This is a genomic window from Lachnospiraceae bacterium KGMB03038 (assembly GCA_007361935.1).
Taxonomy (GTDB): domain Bacteria; phylum Bacillota; class Clostridia; order Lachnospirales; family Lachnospiraceae; genus Massilistercora.
In genome coordinates this window covers 1-22,082 of the sequence record CP041667.1, presented here as the reverse complement: position 1 = coordinate 22,082, position 22,082 = coordinate 1, and the positions used below count along the sequence as shown (strand labels likewise).

At 40.9% G+C, this 22,082-nt stretch carries 18 protein-coding genes and 1 tRNA gene; 8 read left to right on the top strand and 11 right to left on the bottom strand.

What is annotated here, in order from left to right; all coding sequences use genetic code 11:
* Window positions 1-77: 77 nt before the first annotated feature.
* Together FND36_00095 and FND36_00090 are read right to left on the bottom strand one after the other, a co-directional pair.
* Window positions 78-165, bottom strand: a tRNA-Ser gene (locus FND36_00095).
* 85 nt (window positions 166-250) lie between these two features.
* Window positions 251-973 (bottom strand): 1-acyl-sn-glycerol-3-phosphate acyltransferase, encoded by a 723-nt coding sequence (locus FND36_00090; protein QDW72580.1) that lies wholly within the window; start codon window positions 971-973, stop codon window positions 251-253.
* Window positions 974-1,190: 217 nt separating this feature from the next.
* Here FND36_00090 and FND36_00085 point away from each other — a divergent pair, with 217 nt between their 5' ends.
* From FND36_00085 to FND36_00075, 3 genes are read left to right on the top strand one after another with little or no spacing between them, the layout of a single operon-like run.
* Window positions 1,191-1,559 carry a GntR family transcriptional regulator gene (locus FND36_00085; protein ID QDW72579.1) on the top strand — a complete coding sequence of 123 codons (369 nt, stop codon included), beginning with the start codon at window positions 1,191-1,193 and terminating at the stop codon, window positions 1,557-1,559.
* On the top strand, window positions 1,556-2,404 hold the full coding sequence (locus FND36_00080) for an ABC transporter ATP-binding protein (GenBank protein ID QDW72578.1): 849 nt from the start codon (window positions 1,556-1,558) through the stop codon (window positions 2,402-2,404). The genes FND36_00085 and FND36_00080 overlap by 4 nt, the downstream gene beginning before the upstream one ends.
* Before the next feature lie 15 nt (window positions 2,405-2,419).
* Window positions 2,420-3,151: a hypothetical protein gene (locus FND36_00075; protein ID QDW72577.1), complete on the top strand. Its 732-nt coding sequence runs from the start codon at window positions 2,420-2,422 to the stop codon at window positions 3,149-3,151.
* Window positions 3,152-3,219: 68 nt separating this feature from the next.
* Here FND36_00075 and FND36_00070 read toward each other — a convergent pair whose 3' ends face one another.
* Window positions 3,220-4,710 carry a DUF4173 domain-containing protein gene (locus FND36_00070; GenBank protein ID QDW72576.1) on the bottom strand — a complete coding sequence of 497 codons (1,491 nt, stop codon included), beginning with the start codon at window positions 4,708-4,710 and terminating at the stop codon, window positions 3,220-3,222.
* A gap of 137 nt (window positions 4,711-4,847) precedes the next feature.
* Between FND36_00070 and FND36_00065 the strand changes: the two genes are divergently transcribed.
* Window positions 4,848-5,900, top strand: coding sequence for a hypothetical protein (locus FND36_00065; GenBank protein ID QDW72575.1), 1,053 nt, complete (start codon window positions 4,848-4,850; stop codon window positions 5,898-5,900).
* A 144-nt stretch (window positions 5,901-6,044) separates the two neighbouring features.
* Window positions 6,045-7,178 carry a glycerate kinase gene (locus tag FND36_00060; protein ID QDW72574.1) on the top strand — a complete coding sequence of 378 codons (1,134 nt, stop codon included), beginning with the start codon at window positions 6,045-6,047 and terminating at the stop codon, window positions 7,176-7,178.
* 94 nt (window positions 7,179-7,272) lie between these two features.
* Here FND36_00060 and FND36_00055 read toward each other — a convergent pair whose 3' ends face one another.
* Window positions 7,273-8,502, bottom strand: a complete 1,230-nt coding sequence (locus FND36_00055; protein QDW72573.1) for a dicarboxylate/amino acid:cation symporter — start codon at window positions 8,500-8,502, stop codon at window positions 7,273-7,275.
* A gap of 266 nt (window positions 8,503-8,768) precedes the next feature.
* On the opposite strand from FND36_00055, the gene FND36_00050 reads away from it, so the two are divergent.
* The gene (locus FND36_00050; GenBank protein ID QDW72572.1) at window positions 8,769-10,058 is read left to right on the top strand and encodes an IS30 family transposase; all 1,290 of its coding nucleotides are present in this window, start codon (window positions 8,769-8,771) and stop codon (window positions 10,056-10,058) included.
* A 347-nt stretch (window positions 10,059-10,405) separates the two neighbouring features.
* On the opposite strand, the gene FND36_00045 is transcribed toward FND36_00050, so the two are convergent.
* A complete protein-coding gene (locus FND36_00045) occupies window positions 10,406-11,362 on the bottom strand; it encodes a D-2-hydroxyacid dehydrogenase (GenBank protein ID QDW72571.1) in 957 nt (318 codons plus the stop codon).
* 304 nt (window positions 11,363-11,666) lie between these two features.
* Here FND36_00045 and FND36_00040 point away from each other — a divergent pair, with 304 nt between their 5' ends.
* Window positions 11,667-12,863: an IS256 family transposase gene (locus tag FND36_00040; GenBank protein QDW72570.1), complete on the top strand. Its 1,197-nt coding sequence runs from the start codon at window positions 11,667-11,669 to the stop codon at window positions 12,861-12,863.
* Window positions 12,864-13,045: 182 nt separating this feature from the next.
* On the top strand, window positions 13,046-13,510 hold the full coding sequence (locus tag FND36_00035; GenBank protein ID QDW72569.1) for a hypothetical protein: 465 nt from the start codon (window positions 13,046-13,048) through the stop codon (window positions 13,508-13,510).
* A 70-nt stretch (window positions 13,511-13,580) separates the two neighbouring features.
* Here FND36_00035 and gyrA read toward each other — a convergent pair whose 3' ends face one another.
* The 6 genes from gyrA to dnaA form a co-directional block, all read right to left on the bottom strand.
* Window positions 13,581-16,067, bottom strand: coding sequence for a DNA gyrase subunit A (gene gyrA, locus FND36_00030; GenBank protein ID QDW72568.1), 2,487 nt, complete (start codon window positions 16,065-16,067; stop codon window positions 13,581-13,583).
* Between the two features lie 14 nt (window positions 16,068-16,081).
* Complete coding sequence (gyrB, locus tag FND36_00025) at window positions 16,082-18,013, bottom strand: DNA topoisomerase (ATP-hydrolyzing) subunit B (protein QDW72567.1); 1,932 nt, start codon at window positions 18,011-18,013, stop codon at window positions 16,082-16,084.
* Between the two features lie 11 nt (window positions 18,014-18,024).
* Window positions 18,025-19,110, bottom strand: a complete 1,086-nt coding sequence (recF, locus tag FND36_00020) for a DNA replication/repair protein RecF (protein QDW72566.1) — start codon at window positions 19,108-19,110, stop codon at window positions 18,025-18,027.
* A complete protein-coding gene (locus tag FND36_00015; protein ID QDW72565.1) occupies window positions 19,100-19,309 on the bottom strand; it encodes an RNA-binding S4 domain-containing protein in 210 nt (69 codons plus the stop codon). The genes recF and FND36_00015 overlap by 11 nt, the downstream gene beginning before the upstream one ends.
* Window positions 19,310-19,349: 40 nt before the next feature.
* Entirely contained in the window at window positions 19,350-20,459 is a 1,110-nt protein-coding gene (locus FND36_00010; protein ID QDW72564.1) for a DNA polymerase III subunit beta, read from the bottom strand.
* Between the two features lie 234 nt (window positions 20,460-20,693).
* Entirely contained in the window at window positions 20,694-22,082 is a 1,389-nt protein-coding gene (dnaA, locus tag FND36_00005; protein ID QDW72563.1) for a chromosomal replication initiator protein DnaA, read from the bottom strand.

Here is a 22,082-nt window from a genome sequence, read left to right as displayed (position 1 = left end):
CCACAAGATATCCCCTCAGGCATTAGCCATAAAAAACTGTCTGAAACTCCCGCTCCAGACAGTCATCCTTGACTAAACGGAGAAAGAGGGATTTGAACCCTCGCGCCGGTTGCCCGACCTACACCCTTAGCAGGGGCGCCTCTTCAGCCTCTTGAGTATTTCTCCAGCAAAGGTAATTATACTAAACCTCTTCTCTATTGTCAATCACTTTTTCCTTTGGATTCTTTCCTTAATTAATATTTTTATACCATCATAGTTCTGCTCTTATATTTTCATAAATAGTCTTTTGTATCCGCTCTTCTACTATTTCTGCGATTTCTGTCGTCTTCATATCTTTATACTCTTCATAGCAGATCGGCTCCAGAAAATGTACTTGAACGGTCACTGGACTTATTGTATTTGTATCAAAAGGCTTAAATGAGTCGATCAAGGCTACTGGAACTATCGGGCATTTTGCTTTTGTTGCTGCTTTGAAGCTTCCTCCTTTAAAAGTTTGAATATTATTTCCGTTTTTTGATCGTGTCCCCTCGGCAAAAATCAAATAGTTTCTTCCATTTTTCACTTCCTTTGTTACATTAATGATAATCTCCATAGACTGTCTTACATCTTCCCGGTCCATTAGATAAGCTTTCATGCAGGCGAAAACCTGCTTCAGGAATGGAATATTCCCTATCTCCTTTTTAGCGACCACAGAAAACGGTCTTGGACTGGCTTCAATAATCGCCAAAACATCATACAGCCCCTGGTGATTTGGAAAAAACATAAATCCATTTTCTGTTGGGATATTTTCTTTTCCGTGTACGTCAATATGGACGTTTCCCCCTTTATTTGCACGCAGCGTAATAAATCGGAGCATCTTATATTGTTCTTCTTCTGTATATTTTTCTGTATGGTTTGCATGATAACACAATCTAAACCATGTAACAGGAACCAATAATATATTTCTAAACACCATCATTAATATTCTCTTCATTATTAAGTACTCCTTTTTAGGATTATTTCTTTCAGTATAATCTTAGATTTCTATATTGTCAAAAGGGACAGGGCTTTTTCAATTTGGGCCGGGGGATTTTTAAAAATCCCCCGGCCCAAATTAATTGTTGACATTTTTTTCTTTGTATGCTTTAATACATATATAGTTAATTACTCAACTAATTAACCAAATAACAAGAAGGGAGGGCTGTATTCTCATGAAATTGGAATTAGATAGTGAAAAGCCTATTTTTATACAGATTGCCGAAGGCATCGAGGATGGAATCCTGACTGGGCTTTTTCCGGAAGAAAGTCAGATTCCTTCTATTACGGAGTTTTCTGTAAGTTACAAGATCAATCCCGCAACGGCGTTAAAGGGAATTAATCTTCTTGTAGAGGATCATATCATTTTTAAGAAAAGAGGAGTCGGAATGTTTGTAGCCAAGGATGCTGTAAAAAAACTAAAGCAAAAAAGACAAGATCAATTTTATGAAAATTATATCGGCCGCTTGGTCGAAGAGGCCAGAAAACTGGGAATCAGCAGCGATGATATTATTGCTATGATTGAAAGGGGGTTTGCGCAGTGAGTGCTCTTGAAATTAAAAATGTTTCAAAAACTTTTAAAGATACGAAAGCTCTGGATAACGTGTCTGTTCGGATTGAAGAAAATAAAATCTACGGCCTGCTTGGAAGAAACGGGGCCGGCAAAACTACTTTATTGAATATCATTAATAACAGACTGTATCCAGACCAGGGCAGCGTTACGCTGGACGGTCAGGATGTGTCTGAGAATGATCAGATTCTAAAACAATTCTATCTGATTGGGGAAAAGAATCTATTTCCAGATACTATCAAGGTCAAAGATGCCTTTAAATGGTCCGGAGAATTCTTTCCTAACTTTGATATGGAGTATGCGCTAAAGCTTTCTGAATTATTTGAACTTCCGTTGAAAAAGAAAGTAACTGCCCTTTCTACCGGATATCAGTCGATTTTCAGAAATATTACCGCTCTTTCCGTTAACACTCCCTTCATCTTTCTGGATGAACCGGTTCTTGGTCTGGATGCCAACCACAGGGAACTTTTTTACAAAACGCTGATTCAAAAATATAGTGAAGATCCCTTCACCTGCGTGATCTCAACTCATTTGATCGATGAAGTGGCCACAGTGCTTGAAGATATTATCATCATAAAGAAGGGAAAAATCTTATGCCAGGATTCTTGTGAAAATCTCTTAAAGCAGGGATATTCTATCTCCGGTCCTGCCTCACAGGTGGATTCTTATATAGAAGGAAGGAACACCATCGGCCAAGATGTCCTTGGAGGATTAAAAACGGCTTACATCCTTGGAACACCTGATTCTGAGGAATTAAATGGCCTGGAAATCACTCCGCTGGATCTGCAGAAACTTTTTATCCAATTAACCAATGTATAGTATAGGAGGCTATTTATGAAAACCGCAGTGAAATATTTCTTATATGATTTAAAAAAGGTAATCTTTATTTTCTTCCTGGTCTATACTTTCTTCATTCTGACAGGAAATCTCCTGGTAGCAACCACGGATTCTTCCGGTTCTGCCATTAATTTTAACGGGACAAATTCTTCGATCGTCCTAATGAATTTTATCCTTGGTCTTGTAGTATTTAAAGAATATTTCTGGATGTTTACACAAAATGGCCTTTCCAGGAAAACGTATTTTAAAAGCTGTTTGGTCAGCTTCTTACTTCTAGATATAGGGATGGCTATTATTTCCCTGATCCTGACCGTCATTCTGCAGCCTCTTGGTTTTGTATCCGAGGATTTGACAACGGCATTTCTGGCAGCTTTTTATCCCGCTCTTTCAGAAAATGTTGTTTTAGAATCCATTTTGAATTTTCTGTTTAATATATTGATTTTCTACTTAAGTTTTATTCTTGGATATTTTCTGGGAACTTTGTTCTACAGAGCAGGTAAATTTGGAAAAATCCTTATTGCCGCCGGGCTTCCGGTCACACTCTTTGTACTCCTGCCGGTATCTTATAATTTTATCGCCCCATTTTGGAATGGTTTTGCCAAGGTTCTTTTGACCTTACTTGGCAGAAACACAGGAAATCCTTTGTTTTCTTTTTTAACTTTCTCTTTGGTCACGATTCTTTTGATCATCTGCAGCTATCGGCTTTTGAAAAAGGCAGAAATTTCATAGTGATTGATACAAAGAACAGCCCCGTTCCGGTAAATCCAGAACGGGGTTATTATGATGAGTATCTTCTCTTACCATTCATCATACCAATTATATTGATACTCTTTATGCTTTTGTATATATCGGTCTGCCGTCATTTTGGCCCTGATTCTGGAATAGTTTGCTTTTCTGAAATAAATTCCTTTGTTTCTTTCTGATATATCAAGAAAATATTGATACACATCCCCTTTTACATAATCATCATAATGGCTCACATCTATATCCGCAATGACTGGCGCGGCGTCTGTTGAAAGTTTCGTCAAAAGATAATATATATCTTCTTCTTTCATATTTTCCGAATGGGCAACGTTATATCTCGCGACAATCGCATCTGGCCTAGAAAAAGAGAATCCAATATACAGAACACTTACCACTGCCATAATATAACGAAAAAGAGGAAATCTTTCTTTATATATACTCACCACCACTCCGCTCATGATAAAAATAAGAGTGATCAAAAACCAAAGCACAAGAATCCTCAAAAAGGTCAGGTGATAAACGCCTACATATAAAAACATACGATAGGCCGCCGAGAAGATCATGATAAAAGTACAGGCTGAGATAACCGTAAGGATAACTTTCAATGGAATACTATCTTTAAATAGGAACATACACAAGAGCACCATGATAAAATTCAGGAAACTGACAAACAGCAATTCCCAAAAGCCGCCTCTTGCGTATTCCGAATAGGTCACTTCCGCCGGAAGTCCTGCCTGGATTCCAATAAAAAGGTAGATGATCTGAATCAAACAATATAATAGGTAGATAACGCTTACAATACTTGTAAATGTTATTCCGATCACCGGATTAAAATATCGGATTTTTCTTTTATTTTCATTTGGAAAATTATATTTGCATAAAGCCGCAAAAAAACTGTACGCAAGGATAAATCCCAGTACAATCGTAACCCCTATACCTATCAGGTTTCCAAAATTAATATATTTCAAAATTTGTCCAAATATTTTAGCAAACACAACATCTGATCTTAATAATAAAGGAAGAACAATACATAAAATTCCAAGAGCGACAAAAAACCCTATTACAACTGCGGCGACCGTCTGCTTTTTCTTATTCTGCGTCCTAGACAGATACCCTGTTCCATGAGAGAAAGGATAAAGTACCGATGCGGCCATTGTTCCAAAAAGAAGAAAGAGCCGCTTGATATACGCAGGAAAATTCCAGTTCTCGTCTTCATAAAACTGATGGATCATCCACACAAAAAATAGCAGGATAATTCCGATCATATTGAAAAAATGCAGGAAAAAGGAAGTCGTCAAAGCCGTGGAAAGTCCGAGCAAAAGCATTCCCACAATATATGGGATGGATTTTTTTTGAAGTTTGTAATGGATTCTCTTCATAAATAGAAAGGCTGTTAAAATTGTTGCGATCACACATATAGGAAAGGTGATTCCATGCATATTCTTATACAGGCAGAATGTGAAAATTATTCCATATACAAGACTTATCCCGCCAAAATATTGATAATCTTCTCTCATTTTCCGGACTAATGGTCTTTCGTTCATAGAAAACCTCCTACCTATGCATTATAGTATGCATCTTCTTTCTTAAACTATATCATAAGTAATCCCTTATTGAGAAGTTGAAACTTGCATGATAAACTGGATGATAGGATTACTTTTTTAAAACAGGAGTAAGATTTATGGAAATCTCAAAAGCTTTGGCAATGCAGATTGTTCACGCGATCTATGAAGTTGTAAAAAAAGATACAAATCTTATCAGCCCTTCCGGTATGATCATAGGCAGTACCGATCCAGACCGAATCGGGTCTTTTCATGCGGCGGGCGCTTATGCCCTGGAAACAGCCTCTCCTGTTTTTGTAGATGAATCACATCCCTTTCAGGGCTCAAAATCAGGTATTAATTATCCTATCTTTCTCGATGGGACACCAATTGCTGTAATCGGAATCACAGGGCAGCCAAAAGAACTTAAATCCTATGGTTTTTTGATCACCAAAATCACAGAGGTCTTTCTAAAAGAACAGCAGTTAAACGAAGAAATGCTATCCGAATCCAGAGCCCTCCAATATGTGATCACCTCCCTAATCTATCAAAACATCCAAAATATGGAGCAGCTTACACTTCTTCTGAAAAAATATGGATTCCAACCAGAGGACGAGGCTGCGGTGCTTTCCATCCATATGACAGACTCTTGCCCAGAACAATCTCTGCGATTCTATTTTCAGTCTATAGGATGCAGGATCTCACAGTATCTTTATCCCAGCGAATGGATTGTCTTTTTTGACCGAAAAACGTTCTTATCCTTTTCTAAGGAAGAATTCTCTCAAAAATTTCAAGGACGAATCCATGCAGGTTTTGGAAATTTTTCTCCAATCCTTGAAGCTTCCGACTCCTATCAAAATGCTCGTACGGCGCTCAGACACGCACAAAATCAGAATCTAACATTCTGTGATATTACTGATCTGTCCGTAGAATATCTATTAGAACATATTCCTCAAAACCTGCAAGAACTTTATGTTTCCCAGCTTCTTGGCCATCTCTCAGATAAAGAACGCTTTGTGCTGAAAACCTATTTTTCCTGCGATATGTCCTTAAAGCTTACGGCAGATAAACTTTTTATCCACAAAAATACGCTCCAATACCAATTAGATAGAATTGCTGAAAAATGTAAAAAAAATCCAAGAGTTTTCCAAGATGCATTTCTCCTGCGTCTAGTCCTATATTTTCAAAAATAGAACTATCCTTGTTATTTGTACTAATATATATCAGATTTTTAATTCTAATTTTAGTATAAGTAATATATTCTTTTTTTCTTTCTTCGCTATACTGAAAGAAACAGGGTTAAAAAATCCCTATTTTAAAAACGGAGGTATATCGTTATGAAAGTTGTTGTCGCTATCGATTCCCTAAAAGGGAGCCTTTCTTCCACCCAGGCTGGACTTGCGGTAAAGCAGGGTATTTTATCCGCCCGCCCAGATGCAAAAGTCGTAATAAAACCTCTGGCTGATGGAGGTGAGGGGACTACGGATTCCTTGATCGAAGGGCTTGGCGGAACCCGCATTGATCTGCAAGTGACTGGACCGCTTGGTTCTCCCGTATCAGCTTACTATGGATATATGGAAGAAAGTAAAACAGCTGTTCTTGAGATGGCCAGTGCTGCCGGACTTACGCTGGTACCTGCGGCGCAAAAAGACCCTTTGACTGCTACAACATACGGTGTTGGAGAAATGATCCTGGATGCGGTCTGCCGCGGATGCCGAAAGTTCATCATCGGAATCGGAGGAAGCGCTACCAATGACGGAGGTCTTGGCATGTTGAAGGCATTAGGATATCGTTTTCTTGACAAAGATGGATATGACCCTGGAGAAGGCGCTCAGGCTCTCTCTAAAATTGCATCTATTTCTACAGAAAATATGAATCCTCTGCTTAAAGACTGTGAATTCCAAGTTGCCTGTGATGTTACTAATCCTCTTTGCGGACCAAATGGCGCCACCTATATCTACGGCCCTCAAAAAGGAGTAACTGAAGAAATGAAAGCGCCTCTGGATACAGCAATGGAACATTATACTAAAGTCACTGCAGATGCTACTCAGACTCAATTTGCAGATGCAACAGGTGCCGGAGCTGCGGGCGGCTTAGGATTTGCTTTCTTAAGTTATCTTAAAGCAACTCTTGTTCCAGGCATAGATCTCATTCTGGATGCGATTAATCTAGAAAAAGAACTCCAGGATGCGGATGTTGTGGTTACAGGGGAAGGACGGTTAGATCATCAGACTGCAATGGGAAAAGCCCCCATCGGCGTTGCCCATCTTGCGAAAAAATACGGAGCAATCGTTGTTGCCTTTGCCGGAAGTGTTACCAAGGATGCCTCTGCCTGCAACCAGGCAGGAATCGATGCCTTCTTTCCAATTGTCCGGGGAATCACCACTTTGGAGGAAGCAATGGACCCCGCCAACGCAAGAGAAAACTTATCACTGACTGCAGAACAGGTTTTTCGCCTGATATCCGTTTAGGAAACATATTTCCTAAACGGATATCACAAAAATACCTGCCATGAAACCTTTATCAGATTTCATGGCAGGTATTTTTCTTTCTTATTGCTTGTCTTTAGCTGTTATATACTTCTTCATCCAGTACATGCAGACTCTTGGAAACAAGGGTGGTTCCTGTTAAGTCTCCAACATTATTTGCCGTTGTGGCAAATGGATCAAGAGTTGGCCATACAGCCGCCAAAATCGGAATCAGCGTTAATCCGGCATCTCCGATCAGAGTCTGTACAATAATTGTAGACATAACGATTCCAGAACCTTTTACGCCAGCCGCCCCAATCGACAATATCAGACTCAGAAAAATGAACTGGAAAATTCTCTCCGGTGTCAGAGCGAGACCAAACAAATTGCAGGCAAAGACTGCGATCACGCTATATTGAATTGCCGCTCCATCCATGTTACAGGTATTTCCAAGCGGAAGAGTAAATCCATAAACCTTTTCTGGGCAGCCAAGACCTTTATCTGCCACCTTCATAGATACAGGAAGTGTAGCGGCAGAAGATGTGGTCGTAAATGCTACTAACATAGATGCGGATGCTTTTTTGAAAAACTTAAATACATTGACTCTTGCAATAAATTTCAGCACTGCCGGATAGAAGATAAGCATAAATATCACAATAGTAACGTCTATCGTGGCGATGAAGACCAATACTTCTTTCATCATTGCGCCGGACAGTGTAGAAATCATAGATGCCATTAACGACATAATACCGATTGGAGAAAGATTGATCACATACTCCGTGATCTTCAGCATAACATCATTTCCTTCCTGGATCAATGACAGCAAGCGGGGAACTCTCTCTCCAAGAGAAAGCAAAGCCACACCAAGGAACAGACAGAATACTATGATCTGGATCATATTTGCTTCCGCCATAGCGTTTACGATATTATCCGGAAACCAGGATATGATATTTTCTACCATATCGAAATCTGAGGCTTCCGCCGCTTCTCCAGAAGAAAGCACCAAATCCTTTACATTTCGTCCTGGTTGTGTAATCATACCTCCGATTACACCAAAAATACCGGCTGCCACTGTGGAAAGCGTATAGTAGAGAACAATCCTTCCGCCTACACTCCTAAGCTGCTTTACATCCTTCATTTGGCAGATACCATTGGTAATACTGAAGAAAACAAGTGGAACGATCAACATCTTCAATAAGTTCAGGAAAATATCTCCAAGTGGAGAAATCACATCTGCCGCCTTCGGGGATACTACACCTATCAGGATTCCGACTACAATACCCAGGAGGATCTGTGCCCAAAGAGGCACTTTTTTAATTTTTCCCATTCTCTTTTTCTCTCTTGCAGGATATTACTATTACTTTTCTAAAAGGCGCCATAGAAATGCACCTGCTCTCCTTTCTTAGACTTATTGGCATACCGGTTATACCTTTTCAATTTTTTTGGTTAATTGAAAAATTAATTGCAACATAGGTTGTTGCGGTTAGAATTACAAGGCATATGGGCCATGGAGTTGCAGTTGTAACTTCATGGTTTCTTTTTGCCTTTTTTCCAGTATACTATCCTTGTCCTGTCTTCGGATTGGAGGTAACCATGAGTAATAAACACCTTACATATGATGACAGGCTCGCCATCCAGTCAGGTCTGCAGCAGGGATTGAAGGTCGCACAGATCGCCAAAAACATTGGAAAGGATCGGTCTACTGTCGGCAGAGAGATCAAAGCACACCGCAGGCTGGTCAAAACGTCAGGGGGCAATAACTGTATCCACCATTGTACCTGTACCAGAATCCCAAACTGCCGTCAGGGATGCTTTCATGGGAAGAAACAGTGCCAGACAGCATGTGGACGATGTCAGGAAGGATGCCCTGATTATCAGGAAGAGTTCTGTACAGATTACGAAAAGTCGCCGTTTGTCTGTAATGCCTGTGACCACCGGCTTCGCTGCCGTCTGCGCAGGATGCTCTATGACGCCAAGCATGCTCAGCAGCAGTATGAACAGATGCTCTCTGAATCCCGTAAAGGAATCTCTCTTACAGAGCAGGAGTTAAACCGGATCAATGATACGATCACACCGCTGTTAAAAAAGGGGCAGTCACTCCCGGTTATCTGTGAACGTCACAGAGATGAACTGCCCGTATCGGAACGGACGATCTATTCCTATATTGATGCAGGCCTTTTGGATGCCAGAAATATAGACCTGAGAAGGAAACTGCGCAGACCGGAACGGAAAAAGAGCGGTCCGGTTCTCCGGGTAGACCGGAAATGCCATATCGGACGCAGTTATGAGGAATACGAGGAATATATGCGCCAGAATCCAGATGCCATAGTCAGCCAGATGGACAGTGTGGTCATACACAAAGGCGGCCAGACACTGCTGACAATCTTGTTTACCAACTGTGACGTACAGCTCATGTTCCTGAGAGAGCGCAACACAGCGGGATCAGTAACAGAAATATTCTGCCGGCTGCGGAAAGCACTTGGAGATGAGAAATTCCGGATGCTTTTTCAGGTTATTATTACCGATCGGGGAAGCGAATTCAGCGATCCCGAAAAAATCGAAGCAGATATGGAGACCGGAGAGATCCAGTGCCGCGTATTCTATTGTGACCCGATGAATACAAATCAGAAGAGCAACTGTGAACGGAACCATGAATTGATCCGTTATATCATACCTAAAAATCATGCAAAGGATGAATATACGGAAGAAGAAATCAGGGAAATGATGAACCACATCAATTCCTATCCCCGAAAAAAGTGGAACGGACAGGCTCCTATAGATCTTTTTATCAAGATCTACGGCCAGGAGACTGCGAACCTCCTGGGCCTTGAAAAGATCCCATCCGATTCCATAACCCTTACACCGGCTTTATTTAAGAAGTAAACCGGAATTTAAGAGAAGACAGGACACGATAAAAAAGGAAACACAAACAGGGTGCATTTACAACTTCTGCGAAAAGTAAAAAATGCAGTCTGTGTTTTGTCATGCCTTCCTTTAAGAAATTTTACAAGGAAAATCGGAAAAAGGCAATCCAAAGCCAGAAAAACAGCTTAAAACTGTTGCAGTTACTCATGATATTATGCAGTTACAACTTCATAAAGTTTTCAATGTGCAGTTACAACTTCAATGTTGCAGTAAGGATTTCAATTAACCTTTCAATTTTTTTATATCATAACATAAAGATAAAAATTCTAAAAATCGATTAATTTTTTTAATAATATAAAAAATCTTTATTTATTTACCACATTCTTTGGATTTCCTTCCGTGAAAGCTTTCAAATTGTCCACAGCAATATCCATTAACCTCTGCCTGGATTCCTTTGGTGCCCAGGAGATGTGCGGTGTGATAAAACAATTCTTCGCCTTCAATAGTACATTATCTTCCTTGATGGGTTCCGTTGAGACCACATCTAGACCAGCGGCATAGACTTTGCCTGAATTTAACGCATCCGCCAGATCCTGTTCAACGATCAACGGTCCTCTGGAATTATTCAAGATGATCACTCCATCTTTCATCTTTTCAATATTCTCCCGGTTGATGATACCTTCTGTTTCTGGAAACAGCGGACAATGCAGGGCGATCACATCTGATTGGGCAAAAAGAGTATCTTTATCCACATATGCAGCGATCTCTTTTCCTGTTTCACTCTCAAACGCATCATTCGCTATCACATTCATGCCCAGCGCTTTGGCTATTTTCCCGGTACTCTGCCCGATTCTTCCAAATCCGATGATTCCCATGGTCTTACCTGCCAGTTCGATCAGAGGATAATCCCAGAAACACCAATCCGGATTGCTGCTCCATTTTCCCTCATGTACTGCCTGAGAATGATATCCGATATGATGGCAGATTTCCAAAAGGAGAGCGATTGCGAACTGCCCCACCGCATCCGTTCCATAGGTAGGGATATTTGTTACAGGAATTCCTTTTTCTTTAGCCGCCGCCACGTCTACGATATTATATCCTGTAGCCAGAACTCCGATAAATTTGATCTGACTGCATACATTCAGCGTCTCTTTTGTGATAGGCGTCTTATTCGTATAGACGATCTGGGCATCACCTATACGATCTATCACTTCCTCTGGAGCTGTACGGTTGTAAACCTTCAATTCTCCCAGGGCTTCCAGTCCATCCCAGCTAATATCCCCAGGATTTAATGTATAGCCGTCTAACACAACGATTTTCATAGTAAATTCCTCCTCCATTTTATATTTACAAGCTTTTATGACTGAATTATACCATGGTAAAATTAGTGAAAAAAATAAATTATTTAACTATAATATATTAACTATTTTTATTTATTTTCCACGTATCCCCAATTTTTTGCTTTTAGATACTCCTGTAGTTTTTGCTCAAAAATCTGGACAGACTTTCTGGTGATAACGTATAATTAATTTCGCAAAATCAATTTCATAAAAATAGACATGGTCTATAGCCGTTTGGTAAAATCAAGTCACCACAACTAAATCTATCAAAGGAGGCTATAGAACCATGTCTGATAAGATTATACAGCTAAATGAGGACTTAATAAAGCATGATTTAAAGGATCTTGTCCGTAACAGTGTCGAAGAAACATTAAACGCCCTGCTCGATAAGGAAGCCGACGAATTAGTCAACGCTGAAAAGTATGAGCGCTCCTCTGACCGCCAGGGATATCGTTCCGGCCATTATAAGCGAAATCTCCACACTACCGCAGGGGAAGTCGAACTGAAGGTTCCTAAACTGAAAGGGGTTCCTTTCGAGACAGCCATTATCGAAAGATATCGTCGCAGAGAATCTTCCGTGGAAGAAGCTCTTATTGAGATGTATCTGGCCGGTGTTTCTGTCCGACGCGTGGAAGATATCACCGAAGCCTTATGGGGAACGAAAGTATCCCCTGGAACCATCAGTAACCTGAATAAAAAGGCTTATGAGCATATTGAAACCTGGCGTACCCGTCCGCTTTCCGGGAACTATCCTTATGTTTACGTAGATGGTGTTTACCTGAAACGTAGCTGGGGCGGCGAGATCCAGAACGTTTCTGTTCTCGTTGCCATTGGCGTCAGTCAGGATGGCTGCCGGGAAATCCTTGGTGCTGCGGAAGGGATGAAAGAGGATCGTGAAAGCTGGCGTTCTTTCTTCGTATGGTTGAAAGAACGCGGGCTTACTGGTGTACGTTTGATCATCGGCGATAAGAATCTCGGTATGCTTGAAACCATTCCGGAAGTCTTTCCGGATGCCAGATATCAGCGCTGTACGGTTCATTTTTACAGAAATATATTTTCTGTTACCCCCCGTAACAAGATGAAAACGGTAGCGCTTATGCTCAAGGCGATCCATGCGCAGGAAAGCAAGGAAGCCGCCCGTGAAAAAGCAATCCAGGTAGCGGAGAAACTCCGTGCCATGAAGCTTGCTAAAGCTGCCAAGAAGGTAGAGGACGGGATTGAAGAAACCTTGACCTATATGGATTTTCCTACGCAGCATTGGACCCGGATCCGAACCAATAACGCTATTGAGCGCCTCAACCGTGAGATTAAACGGCGTACAAAAGCGATCGGTGCTTTTCCTGACGGGCAGAGTGCCTTGATGCTCGTATGTGCCAGACTGCGTCACGTAGCAGCAACCAGTTGGGGAGCCAGACGCTATATGAATATGGATCATCTTTTCAAAACAGAAGAGGATCTGCTGTCTGATATCATAGCCGGCTGACTACCGGCTGCTAAACGGCTAGGTTTTGATTTTGCGAAAAACTATTGACACTATCCCTTTTTTCATGAAAATAGGCCGTACTTCTTTAAAAAAAGTTATAATTGATATAAAATAGGGACAGGGCATTTTTAATTTGGGCCGGGGGATTTTTAAAAATCCCCCGGCCCCAATAGGAGGTTATCATGAATACAAACATTAATATGGAAGAATTACAAAAGGATGCGGTTGAAATTTTCAATCAAGGTTTTGCCTGTTCAGAGTCTGTTATTTACGCAATTAAAAAGCATTTTGAACTGGACATGTCTGACGATGCGATCGCTATGAGTTCCGGATTTCCATGGGGACTTGGAGGCGGCGGATGTATTTGCGGCGCGCTTGCCGGAGCTACTATGTGCATCGGTTATTTCTTTGGAAGGAAGACACCTGGCGATCCGAAAATCAACCGCTGCTTTGCTTTATGCAACGAAATGCATGACTTTTTCAAAGAAACCTGCGGAGGCACATGCTGCCGAGTACTTACCAGGGGAAAAGAAAAGAATTCTCCTGAACGTAAAGCCCAATGTACACAATTTGTCTCCATAACAGTGAAAAAGACGGCAGAAATTATTCTGCGAGAATTAGAGAAGGACGGATTGATCGAGAATTAATTTTCAAAAAGGGACAGGGCATTTTTAATTTGGGCCGGGGGATTTTTAAAAATCCCCCGGCCCCATTTAATTATTCTTCCTCATCCAGAAAGTATTTCTTCTTATAATCTTCTTTTTCTCCATCCCGCACTTTTGCGATGCTTGCTACCGTATCTCCTTCTTTCAGGTTGATCAGTTTCACTCCTGAGGTTACACGGCCAAGGACTGAGATTCCGCTGCACAGCATGCGGATGATGATTCCTTCTGTGTTGATGATCATGATCTCGTCATCTTCATGGACTCCTTTGATACCGACTACATTTCCTGTCTTTTCTGTGATCTTATAACACTTCACGCCTTTTCCGCCTCGGTTTTGAGCGGTAAATTCATCGATGGAGGTCCTTTTTCCCATTCCTTTTTCTGAAACAATGAGAAGATCTGTTCCCTGGGAAGCAAGCTGCATACCGATCACTTCGTCTCTGTCGGCCAGATTGATTCCGCGCACTCCCATGGATGTCCTTCCTGTACAGCGAACATCATTTTCGCGGAATCGGATACACTGTCCATACTTGGTTGCGAGAATGATCTCCTGTCGCCCATTGGTGAATTTCACTTCGATCAATTCATCGTCTTCTCTTAATGTAATTGCGGCAAGCCCTGTTTTTCTTACATTGGCGTATTCTTTCAATGGCGTCTTTTTGATCAGACCTTTCTTGGTAGCCATCACAAGATATGCCTTCTCACTGTAATACTCTACAGGTATGACTGCTGTGATATTTTCTCCGGGCATCAGCTGCAGAAGGTTGATGATCGCTGTTCCTCTGGATGTCCGGCTGGCCTCCGGAATCTCATAGCCTTTCAGCCGGTAGACCCGTCCCGCATTGGTAAAGAACATAATGTAATGATGAGTATTGCACATCAGAAGGTCTTCTACATAATCTTCTTCCAGAGTCTGTATTCCCTTAATGCCTTTGCCTCCCCGGTTTTGAGCTTTGAAGGTATCTTCTGACATCCGTTTGATATATCCTAATTTCGTCATTGTAATGACAACATCTTCCTTAGGAATCAAATCTTCCATGGAAATGTCATACTCATCAAATCCAATAGAGGTTCTTCTTTCGTCTCCGTATTTATCCCGGATAGCAAGGATTTCTTCCTTTATAACTCCAAGGAGCAGCTTCCGATCCGCAAGGATGGCTTTCAAATGTTCGATCTGTTTTACCAGTTCGTTATATTCTGCTTCCAGCTTCTCCCGTTCCAAACCGGTCAAAGCCCGCAGCCGCATATCCACAATTGCCTGAGCCTGGGCGTCGCTTAGATCAAAGCGCGCCATCAACTCTGTCTTGGCGATCTGTACCGTCTGGGAACCGCGGATAATGCTGATCACTTCATCAATGTGATCCAGGGCGATCAGCAATCCCTCTAAAATATGTGCCCGCTCTTCTGCTTTGTTTAACTCATATTTTGTTCTTCTGGTAACCACATCTTCCTGATGCTTCAGATAATGGTTTAACATATCCAGAAGATTCATAACTTTTGGAACATTTCCTACAAGAGCAAGCATGATTACTCCAAATGTATCCTGGAGCTGGGTATGTTTATATAATTGATTCAATAATACATTGGCGTTAACGTCTTTCCGAAGTTCAATGACTACCCGCATACCCTCCCGGCTGGACTGATCGCTTAAGTCTGTGATTCCGTCGATTTTCTTATCTCTCACCATTTCAGCGATTTTCTCGATCAGACGCGCTTTATTCACCATGTAAGGAAGTTCTGTCACAATGATCCGGCTCTTACCATTTGGCATGGTCTCAATGTCTGTCACTGCCCGGACGCGAATCTTCCCCCGCCCGGTGCGGTAAGCTTCCTCGATGCCCCTGGTTCCAAGGATAGTTCCTCCTGTGGGAAAATCAGGCCCCTTTACGATCTGAAGGATCTCTTCAATGGTAGTCTCCTCTTTATCCGCGATCTGGTCGTCGATGATCTTGACTACCGCATTGATGATTTCCTTCAGGTTGTGAGGCGGAATATTGGTAGCCATTCCAACCGCGATTCCCGACGTTCCGTTTACTAAAAGATTTGGAAATCTTGCGGGAAGTACTGTTGGTTCCTTCTCTGTCTCATCAAAGTTTGGCATGAAATCAACCGTATCTTTGTTGATATCTGCCGTCAATTCCATAGAAATCTTACTTAGACGTGCTTCCGTATACCGCATGGCGGCTGCCCCGTCTCCATCTACAGATCCAAAGTTTCCATGGCCATCCACCAGCGGATATCTGGTAGACCACTCCTGGGCCATATTTACCAAAGCCCCATAAATAGAACTATCTCCATGGGGATGATATTTACCCATGGTATCACCAACGATACGGGCAGATTTTCTATGAGGCTTGTCTGGTCCATTGTTCAGCTCGATCATAGAATAGAGAATTCTTCTCTGAACCGGCTTTAATCCATCCCGCACATCCGGAAGCGCTCTGGAAGCGATTACGCTCATGGCATAATCAATGTAGGAGTCTTCCATCGTCTTCTTTAAGTCCACTTCATGGACTTTATCAAAAATATTATCTTCCATTTTCTTTTATCCTCCTACACATCCAGGTTCTTAACATATTTGGCGTTTTCTTCAATAAATTCTCTTCTCGGTTCTACTTTATCTCCCATTAGAGTCGTAAAGGTAAGATCAAGTTCTGATGTTGTCTCTTCATCCATAGTTACCCGCAACAAGACCCTGTGTTCCGGATCCATAGTGGTATCCCAAAGCTGTTCTGCATCCATCTCGCCAAGACCTTTATAACGCTGGATTTTGTTATTAGTATCTCTTCCAACTTCTGTCAAAATATTATCTAACTCTTCGTCGCTGTATGCGTACCATACCTTTTTATTTTTCTCCAGCTTATAGAGAGGCGGCTGAGCCAGATATACATATCCTTCTTTAATTAGATCAGGCATAAAGCGGTATAAAAATGTTAATAATAATGTACTGATATGCGCTCCGTCTACGTCCGCATCTGTCATAATGATGATCTTATGATATCTTAATTTTGTAATATCAAAATCCTCATGGATGCCAGTTCCAAACGCGGTGATCATAGCTTTGATCTCCGCATTTCCATAGATTTTATCCAGACGGGCTTTCTCTACATTCAAAATCTTTCCACGCAAAGGAAGAATTGCCTGTGTAGCTCTATCTCTTGCCGTTTTGGCAGACCCTCCCGCAGAATCTCCCTCTACAATATAAATCTCACAGTTTTCCGGATTTTTATCTGAACAATCTGCTAATTTTCCAGGAAGAGACATCCCGTCTAAAGCAGACTTTCTTCGAGTCAGATCTCTTGCCTTTCTGGCGGCTTCCCTTGCTCTTTGTGCAAGAACAGATTTTTCCACTGTCTGTTTGGCAATCTGTGGATTCTGTTCCAGGAATATCTCAAGCTGTCGGCTCACCACGCTGTCTACCGCTCCCCTTGCCTCGCTGTTTCCAAGTTTTTGCTTGGTCTGTCCCTCAAACTGAGGATCCTCGATCTTTACGCTGATGATAGCCGTAAGTCCTTCCCGGATATCTTCTCCTGACAGGTTTGGCTCGCTATCCTTTAAAAGCTTATTCTTTCTGGCATAGTCATTAAAAGTCTTTGTCAGCGCGTTTCGAAATCCCATCACATGAGTTCCGCCTTCCGGCGTGGTAATATTGTTTACAAACCCATACGTATTTTCATTATAAGAATCATTATGCTGCATAGCTACTTCCACAGCTACGTTATTTACCGTACCTTCACAATAAATAATACTTTCATATAAAGGAGTCGTGCTACGATTTAAGTACTGGACAAACTCTTTGATCCCGCCTTCATAATGGAAGGTTTTCTCCACTGGCTCTTCTTCTCTTTCATCTCTGAGCACAATCTTTAATCCTTTTGTTAAGAAAGCCATTTCCCGAAAACGCTGTTTTAAAACATTATATTCAAAAACTGTTGTATCAAAAATTGTATCATCCGGAAGGAACGTTACTTTTGTACCTGTCTTTTCTGGATCACATTCTCCGATCACAGCCAGTTTTTGAACGACTTTTCCACGTTCATAACGCTGCTTATAAACTTTTCCCTCATGACAGATCTCTACTTCCAGCCAATTGGACAGGGCATTTACAACAGAAGCCCCTACTCCATGAAGTCCGCCGGATACCTTATAACCGCCGCTTCCAAATTTACCGCCGGCATGCAGCACAGTAAATACAACTTCCACTGCCGGAAGTCCTGCTTTGTGATTGATCCCAACCGGAATTCCCCGTCCGTTATCTACAACTGTCACAGAATTGTCCTGATTAATCGTAACAAGGATCGTATCGCAGAATCCGGCCAGCGCTTCATCCACAGAATTATCCACGATTTCATAAACAAGATGATGGAGTCCTCTCGCAGAAGTGCTCCCAATGTACATTCCAGGACGTTTCCTTACCGCCTCAAGGCCTTCCAATATCTGAATTTCGTCTGCTCCATATTCGTGCTGTACTTTTTCTGTACTCATTTATGATCCTCCTAATTTTCTTTTGCCACCTGTCCATTCTGAACATGAAATACTTTATTGATTGAAAATCGGTGATTTACAAATTCTTCTACTCCTGTACAGGTGATCAATGTCTGGATATCATGGATGTTGTCTAATAAATAGTTTTGCCTGTGTTTATCCAATTCAGACAATACATCATCCAACAATAACACAGGAGTGTCATTGATTACTTTTTTTACAAGTTCTATCTCTGAGAGTTTTAAAGACAAGGCCGCCGTTCTTTGCTGCCCCTGAGATCCAAAACGCCTAAGATCCAGACTGCCATTTTTAAAACAAATATCATCTCTATGAGGTCCTACGGAGGTACTCTTTATTTTCATATCTTTTTCTCTGTTTTTCATCAAAGCTTGTTCCAAGGACATACTTCCGATGCTGGGTTCATAGATTAGTTGGATATTTTCTCTTTCACCCGTTAATTTTTTATGAATAGAAGAAACTATTTTATTTATTTCATCAATAAAAATCTTTCTCCTCTCAATGATCGCGTTCCCATAAGTGACCAACTGCATATCCCAGATTTCCAAAGTCTGTATCAAATCTTTTTGATATTGGATTTCCTTAAGCAGATGATTTCTCTGATTAATGATTCTATTATAATTAGATAAATTTTTCAGGTATATTTTATCTAATTGAGATAACTCCAAATCAATGAATCTTCTTCTCTCAGAAGGACCATTTTTTATAATATTCAAATCTTCCGGAGAAAAAAATACAATATTAACAATTCCAAACAATTCACTTGCTTTTCTAATGGGAATTTTATTAATGGCAATTCCTTTTGGGCTGTTTTTTTTCAAGTGAAGATCAATCTGATAAGTCATTTCATTCTTTTTGACCATAACCTCAATATGAGATTCCTCTTCCCCAAACCGGATCATATCCCTGTCTTTGGAACCTCTGTGGGATTTTGTGGTCCCGGAAAGATAGACCGCTTCCAGGATATTGGTTTTTCCCTGAGCATTATCGCCATAAAAAATGTTCGCTGCATCATCAAATTTCAGATTTAATAATTCATAATTTCTGAAATTTTTTAATTTTAAAGACTCAATCTTCAATTTTAATTTCTTCCCCGTTAAAAGTCACGATATCACCCGCGTATAATTTCTTTCCCCTGCGGGTATCTGTTTCTCCGTTCACTTTCACAAGCCCGCTTTGTATAACTTCTTTCGCCTCTACTCCAGACTCTACCAATCCGGCGGCCTTTAAGGCCTGCCCTAATTTTATAAATTCGTCTCTCAATTTAACTTCATACATTTTTTAACTCCTTAATGCCGTCCCTATGCTGCCGCCGCAGTTAGGATACCGCGTTAAAGTTCACCGGCAGAATCAGATAAATATAAGATTCATCATCATCCCTGATAAAGCAGGGCGCCTTTGCGTTCATAAGATACAAAGTTACTTCTTCATCATCAATGACCCTTAATGCATCAATCAGGAATTTTGGATTAAATCCGATCAAAAGATCTTTTCCTTCTTTTTCGATCTCAATTTCTTCATTCATGGAACCAATCTGAGATTTGATCTTAAGTTCCATGACCTCGTCCTGAATATTAATGATGATCGGTTTTTTATCTCCTTCTTTGATCAGAAGAGTAGCTCTGTCGATACAATTCAATAGTTCTTTCTTGTTGATCTTCAATTTTGTCTCATAATCGCTGGACAGCATTTGGTCGATCTTGAAATATTCTCCTTCGATCAGACGAGATACAACGATGGTATTATCAAACTCAAATACGATATGATTATTTGTATATGAGATATTGACCATGCTTTCTGCTTCCCCGGACAAAATCTTACTGATCTCTGTCAAAGTCTTTCCTGGAACGATCAGCTTTTTATCACTGACGGGATTCTTTAATTCCATCTTACGGATTGAGATTCTATGTCCATCCAAAGAAATAACGCGCAGGACATTATCTTTGATCTCAAATAACTCTCCCGTCATCATTTTGTTGCTTTCGCTGTCAGAAATAGAAAAGATCGTCTGACGGATCATCTCTTTCAATGTAAACTGTGAGATTTCGATAGAATCTTCTTTTTCAATTACCGGAAGATAAGAAAATTCTTCTCCAGGTTTTCCGGCAATATCGAATTTGGCTTTTTCACATACAATGGTTGTCTGAAGGTTCTCGTCTGTTTCAATCACGATATTGTTATCTGGAAGCTTGCGGACGATCTCTGAAAAGATTCTGGCGTCTATAGCGATCATTCCTCTTTCAGAAATCTCTCCTTCAATCTCCGTCTGGATTCCAAGCTCCATGTCATTAGCGGTCAGTCGGATGATATCTGTTGTAGCATCGATCAAGATACATTCTAGTATAGGCATAGTAGTCTTGGAAGGTACAGCTTTCGCTACGATTCCAACTCCTTTTGCCAAGTTTGATTTTGTACAGATGATCTTCATGGTAAAACTCCTTTCGCGTAGGAATAGATATTATATATCATTTATTTCCGTATTCTTCTTATTAGGGGTGTGGAATACGGGGAAAACTAGGTTTATCCCTTTATTTTCCAGCGATTCTGAATTTTATAAACAAGTGGAACGGTGTTTAGGTTCCTGTGAATGTATTCTGGATAACTTTTTTATTTCTTTTTCTCTTTTTCAGTTATCCATAGGATGTCCACATATTTATTCACATTATGCCGGATTGATTTTCTTCTTTATAATATTGATTGTGTTGGCCAAAGTTTCGTCTTCCTTTATTTCAGAAGCGATTTTATCCGCTCCGTACTTAATCGTGGAGTGGTCTTTGCCGCCCAGGATGACCCCGATGGTTTTCAGAGAAGTATCCGTCATATTTCTGATGAAATACATGGAAATCTGTCTTGGAATGGCAATTTCCGCGTTTCTTTTGTTGCTCTTTAAGTCTGATACAGAAATATTGAAATGATCCGCTACAATGTCAAGGATCAGATCTGGAGTGACTACCCGGTTATTTTTTGAAGAAATGATATCTTTCAAAGCTTTTGTAGCCAGGTTGATATCAATAGGATCCTGGTAGTTGTTCAGTTTATAAAGAGCGATCAGTTTATTTAAGGAACCTTCCAATTCCCGGATATTTGTTTTGATATTTGTAGCAATATAGTCCAGTACATCATGAGGAATATTGTATTTTTCCAGATGATCCAGTTCAATTTTTTTCTGCAGGATCGCCATCCTTGTCTCATAATTTGGCGCAGAAATATCCGCGATCAACCCCCACTCGAAACGGGTCCGGAGTCTTGCTTCCAGCGTTTCGATATCTTTGGGCGGTTTATCACTGGAGATGATGATCTGCTTTCCTGAAGTATGCAAGTGGTTAAATGTATGGAAAAACTCTTCCTGCGTACTTTCTTTTCCAATGATGAATTGGATATCATCGATCAAAAGTACATCGTTATTTCTGTATTTTTCACGGAACTGAGCCATCGCGGACTCATTTCCTGAGGTTTTTCCATTCTTCAGGGCATCGATCAGTTCGTTGGTAAAGGTTTCGCTGGTTACGTAAAGCACTTTTTTCTTTGCGTTCTTCTCCAGAATGAAATGAGCGATGGAGTGCATAAGATGTGTCTTTCCAAGTCCTACTCCCCCGTAGATAAAAAGAGGGTTATATACTTCTCCCGGCGACTCTGCTACCGCAAGGGAAGCCGCATGGGCAAAGTTATTATTTCCTCCCACAACAAAAGTGTCGAACGTATATTTAGGATTCAACCCGGCTTTCTCCGCCAGGCTTTTGGTACGTTTTCTCTGGTTCGCCTCTGCCGCGATATTCTGGATTTCCGCCAGCTTGCTGCTGTCCTCTGAAATAAATCTTACTTCGTATTCAATTCCTGTAATTTCCGCGATACATACCTTCAGCGGAAGGAGATACTTTTTTTCTATGTATTCTACACTGGCATTCATGTTTACCAGTATAAAAACGGTATCGTCAATGACGTCATAGATTTTCAAAGGTTGGATCCAGGTTGTAAAAGAGACATTGGAAAGTTCATGTTCCACCCTTAGATGTTCAATTATTTCAGGCCATTTTTCCTCTACGATATTCAT

Bases quoted from the DNA above. Each gene is read 5' to 3' on its own strand.
- FND36_00090 (QDW72580.1), bottom strand. From the start codon at position 973: ATGAAGAGAATATTAATGATGGTGTTTAGAAATATATTATTGGTTCCT.
- FND36_00085 (QDW72579.1), top strand. From the start codon at position 1,191: ATGAAATTGGAATTAGATAGTGAAAAGCCTATTTTTATACAGATTGCC.
- FND36_00075 (QDW72577.1), top strand. From the start codon at position 2,420: ATGAAAACCGCAGTGAAATATTTCTTATATGATTTAAAAAAGGTAATC.
- FND36_00070 (QDW72576.1), bottom strand. From the start codon at position 4,710: ATGAACGAAAGACCATTAGTCCGGAAAATGAGAGAAGATTATCAATAT.
- FND36_00065 (QDW72575.1), top strand. From the start codon at position 4,848: ATGGAAATCTCAAAAGCTTTGGCAATGCAGATTGTTCACGCGATCTAT.
- FND36_00060 (QDW72574.1), top strand. From the start codon at position 6,045: ATGAAAGTTGTTGTCGCTATCGATTCCCTAAAAGGGAGCCTTTCTTCC.
- FND36_00055 (QDW72573.1), bottom strand. From the start codon at position 8,502: ATGGGAAAAATTAAAAAAGTGCCTCTTTGGGCACAGATCCTCCTGGGT.
- FND36_00050 (QDW72572.1), top strand. From the start codon at position 8,769: ATGAGTAATAAACACCTTACATATGATGACAGGCTCGCCATCCAGTCA.
- FND36_00045 (QDW72571.1), bottom strand. From the start codon at position 11,362: ATGAAAATCGTTGTGTTAGACGGCTATACATTAAATCCTGGGGATATT.
- FND36_00040 (QDW72570.1), top strand. From the start codon at position 11,667: ATGTCTGATAAGATTATACAGCTAAATGAGGACTTAATAAAGCATGAT.
- FND36_00035 (QDW72569.1), top strand. From the start codon at position 13,046: ATGAATACAAACATTAATATGGAAGAATTACAAAAGGATGCGGTTGAA.
- gyrA (QDW72568.1), bottom strand. From the start codon at position 16,067: ATGGAAGATAATATTTTTGATAAAGTCCATGAAGTGGACTTAAAGAAG.
- gyrB (QDW72567.1), bottom strand. From the start codon at position 18,013: ATGAGTACAGAAAAAGTACAGCACGAATATGGAGCAGACGAAATTCAG.
- FND36_00015 (QDW72565.1), bottom strand. From the start codon at position 19,309: ATGTATGAAGTTAAATTGAGAGACGAATTTATAAAATTAGGGCAGGCC.
- FND36_00010 (QDW72564.1), bottom strand. From the start codon at position 20,459: ATGAAGATCATCTGTACAAAATCAAACTTGGCAAAAGGAGTTGGAATC.
- dnaA (QDW72563.1), bottom strand. From the start codon at position 22,082: ATGAATATCGTAGAGGAAAAATGGCCTGAAATAATTGAACATCTAAGG.